Annotated in this window: 2 protein-coding genes; both read right to left on the minus strand. The window is 58.7% G+C overall.

All coding sequences use genetic code 11. The features are described 5' to 3' along the window. Positions 1-1,721 precede the first annotated feature (1,721 nt). The gene (locus ABX749_RS27600) at positions 1,722-2,162 is read right to left on the minus strand and encodes a hypothetical protein (RefSeq protein ID WP_372898864.1); all 441 of its coding nucleotides are present in this window, start codon (positions 2,160-2,162) and stop codon (positions 1,722-1,724) included. Between the two features lie 76 nt (positions 2,163-2,238). Then, positions 2,239-2,778: a hypothetical protein gene (locus ABX749_RS27605; RefSeq protein ID WP_372898865.1), complete on the minus strand. Its 540-nt coding sequence runs from the start codon at positions 2,776-2,778 to the stop codon at positions 2,239-2,241. Positions 2,779-3,070: the final 292 nt, after the last annotated feature.

A 3,070-nucleotide genomic window follows, 5' to 3' on the forward strand; every position in this document is an offset into this window, starting at 1 on the left:
AACAAACGGCGCGGCACAATCCGAGGTGCGCAAACCGCGGCGTGAATCAGGCGAACCGTGTTGCTCTGTTCAACCCCGTTGGGGTTGGCGACCGGAACTTGGGGTGCGCGGGCGCGACCCCAAGCTTTGATGTGGCACGTCGCTGGCGTGCGGGCCGCAGGAGCGGTTGCCGCTCGCGAGTCGTTCCCACAACGCGGTACGGCGAGTAATTCGTCAGTAATACAATTGACATCCCGAAGGGATCACAGCGAGTAGCCGGAGGTCAGCGCAGCGCCACCTCCGGACGACGCCCCCGATCGTCCCCACGACCCCGGACGGGGTCGCAGCGCGTTTCAGCACCCCCATCGCATGGGTCAATGCCCGATCGAACGGACCGCCGCCCCAGGATCAGAAAGCCCAGCGGGCTGACAGAGTGCTTGCCGGGCCGGTCAGGGCCCGGACTGCGATGCACCTTTAACGCAGGCCTGGAAGGCCGACACAGTGCCCAGCGGGTCGAAACCGCCGCATGGACGGTGTCTCGCCCTTCCAAGGCTGTTGCGGCAGTGAGGACCTTCAACCGGCCGCTCATCGGCCTGTCGACTTGGTGAGCCGACGGCGCTAGCCGCGGGCGTACCGGTGACGACGTAGCCGTTGGAGGCCCTGGCTAGCGCCATCGGATCATGATTATTTCGGTAACAGTGCAATCAACTGGCCATTCCGCCCCACGCTTGCTGCGATCGCTTCCCCCTTCTCCAAACCGTCCGCTTCCGAACTCTCTTGCACGCAGTTCATCCGCGTCGTGCTGGCAACCGCGTCTTGATCTCATGGGTGCACTTCCGATATCCAAAGCCGCCCGACTCCCCAGGATCGCCGCGTCGTGTGTTCGGTCGGATTCGTCTTTCAATAAAAGAAAAACACCACGGACCACACGATGCAAGTCACGGGGGAGTCATGCGCCTGCGGATCACACAATGGGCCATGAGAGATCAAGACGACTGCCGCACCAAAACGCTGACGACCTACGGCCAGAGGATTTAAGAAGCTGGCGTCAGCCTCACAAACCTGAGTCCCACCTAACCCCGACCTACCGTGACCGCACATCAACCGCCGAAGCGGAAAGCAATTCGATTAAGTTCAACGTCCGCCGTCACCTGGCACGAGCGGAAAAACTTGATCGCAAAAAAGACTCGATCGAGTGCTCAGGTGCACGGCTTTGTTCCTCGAATCTGACTGTCTTCGGCATTGCTCGGGCACTTGCGTCAAACGCTGCCCGGCGGTCACAGAATAGCGTGACGAATCAGTCGAAGCAACTTTTCGGCCGGCGTTGAAATCATCGCATGCGGAGGCTCGATGGGCGCGGGGCCGAGCATTGCGATCCATCCGGCACCGAGATGTCAAAACTTCCTTGCGGTAGATCACACGTCAGGCCCATTGCGGCGGGCACCAATGCTGTCAACTCACTTCGTGGGGAGTCGCGACAAAAAGAGCCCCCGATTGTCAGGCGGCATCGATCAATCGAGTGATCAAGTCCGACGTCGGCAGCTCAACGCTGCATGCGCTCACCGAAAGAGTGAAACGCTCAAACAATCTGGCCAGTAAATCCGTCAACACAAATCGGCGGCTTGAGTCTCGCTACTGACGAGGAACGTTACCGATCACCCGGTCCGCGCGGTTGATCTTCCATTGTCGAAAACGGCGACTCCGCGACTTCGGTTCATCGCATGGTTCGCCCACTCCGTCCACTAATTGTGTTCGATCCATTCGTCTCGTCCACGCAGGACGTCCTCGATCTGCTGCACAATGTCCTGACGTGATCGTGTCTCTACATCGTAAACAATATTTGCATCGCTGAAATCGAGCGGTGTGCTTTTACGGCGTCGACCGTTCTCCGTCCGAATCCACGGCGCATAGTAGACGGTTAAGCGGTAACATCCATCCGGATCATCCTCAGGACGCCATTCAACATCGACCGCTAGTCGCATGCTTGTGCTCGATGCTGCGAAGAGCGACGAACCACCAAAGAAACCACGGCCAACGTTTTCCGGAGTTGGATCAAGCTCGAACAATGTGTTCCAATCGACTCTCCAGTCGGGCGGAACACGTAGTGGCTGCAAAGATGTGTCACTCACATCGATCTCGTTGGGCGAACGGTTGCGATATGCGGGCGGCGGCGAGCGATCCAACCACAATGAGAACGGCGACCACCGCCGCTCCGTATCATCGCATGGTTCCCCGCATCTTAAGACAGGCACCAGAACGTCACCAGAACCTCCACCACGGCCGAACCGACTCCAATATCTCGAATGGTTCGCCTTCGGTCCAAGGTCCGTCCTCGTCGTGCTGATATCCCGTCACTAGTTTTGCGGCGACCAAAGGAATGTCAAAGATGTAGTCGCAGTCGTCGATGGTCTTCTGCTTCTCAAGTAGTTCGTCCGCGAGCTTGCGGTATCCATCTGGCAATACTCCACTCTCCGCGAGGTGATCCGCCGCCAGTTCGGAGTTGTGTTCCACGTCCCAAACCGTTCCGCCGTCGCGCCATTGTGACGAACCGCTTACCATCACGTGTTCCTCGACATACGCAGTTACAAGTTCACCCCCTGTTGATAGCCGATGCAGGTCTTGCAGCGCGGCCCAATCACACCGGTTTGCGACAATCAAATACCATCCATTTGGCAAGACCGCGTCAGAGAGGGTGAATTCTGCGAACTCGGATCGCCGGCCGGTCGGGCGGACGCTGAAACGAGAGCGTGCTTCGGCCTGTGGCAAAGTGACTGCAATCCAAGACGTCGAATAGCCCATTATCGCAGTGTGCTTTCAGTCGGGGAACGGCGGTGGTCACCGCGTCGGCGCGATCGACCGGAACTCTAAAACAAACTCGACTCGCCGACTGCGGTGCACCACTTGGTTCACGCGGATCGGCCACCACGACAGCTTGAGCCGTCATCGCTGATTGCCAATGTACTCGATTGAAATCACCGAGGGGAATCGCGTCTCCCAATCAGCAGCCAACGCGTCAGGCGACGGTTGTCAGCGTTGGTATCGACAGGCGTCGGTTTGCCTCGTTCGGCCGAGACGACCGCGCACCAAGAAA

This window comes from Stieleria sp. (assembly GCF_041595215.1).
GTDB classification, from domain to species: Bacteria; Planctomycetota; Planctomycetia; order Pirellulales; family Pirellulaceae; genus Stieleria; species Stieleria magnilauensis.

Bases quoted from the DNA above. Each gene is read 5' to 3' on its own strand.
- ABX749_RS27605 (WP_372898865.1), bottom strand. From the start codon at position 2,778: ATGGGCTATTCGACGTCTTGGATTGCAGTCACTTTGCCACAGGCCGAA.